The organism is Pantoea sp. GbtcB22 (genome assembly GCF_019091025.1).
GTDB classification, from domain to species: domain Bacteria; phylum Pseudomonadota; class Gammaproteobacteria; order Enterobacterales; family Enterobacteriaceae; genus Pantoea; species Pantoea leporis.
On the sequence record NZ_JAGXKB010000205.1, the window covers coordinates 1 to 271 of the forward strand.

Below are 271 nucleotides of genomic sequence, written 5' to 3' on the forward strand. Positions count from 1 at the left end.
TGCCACCAGCCGCCGCTTCCGTAAGCATTTCGAATCCACGCCAGACACGCCAGAAATCATCGCCACCATTCGCGGCGAAGGTTACCGCTTCTGCGGCGAACTGCAGGATTAAGCGTTGAAAGAAAAGACGCCCGTGAGGGCGTTTTTTTATGCCTGCATTAATGCCACGGCATAATGGGCACGGCGCTCAGCGCATTCTTCGGCGATCCATCCACCACCTTGTCGGAATAGGTTAGGTACACCAGCGCATGACGTTTCTGGTCAAAGAAGC

1 protein-coding gene and 1 pseudogene are annotated in these 271 nt (G+C 55.0%); one reads left to right on the top strand and one right to left on the bottom strand.

All coding sequences use genetic code 11. The features are described from left to right. Nucleotides 1-112, top strand: a pseudogene (locus KVT28_RS25150) (two-component system response regulator ArcA); the annotation flags it as partial. Nucleotides 113-158: 46 nt separating this feature from the next. Here the strand turns inward: KVT28_RS25150 and KVT28_RS25155 are convergent. After that, nucleotides 159-271 (bottom strand): CreA family protein (locus KVT28_RS25155; protein ID WP_217550890.1); only part of this gene is annotated, 113 nt, incomplete at its 5' end.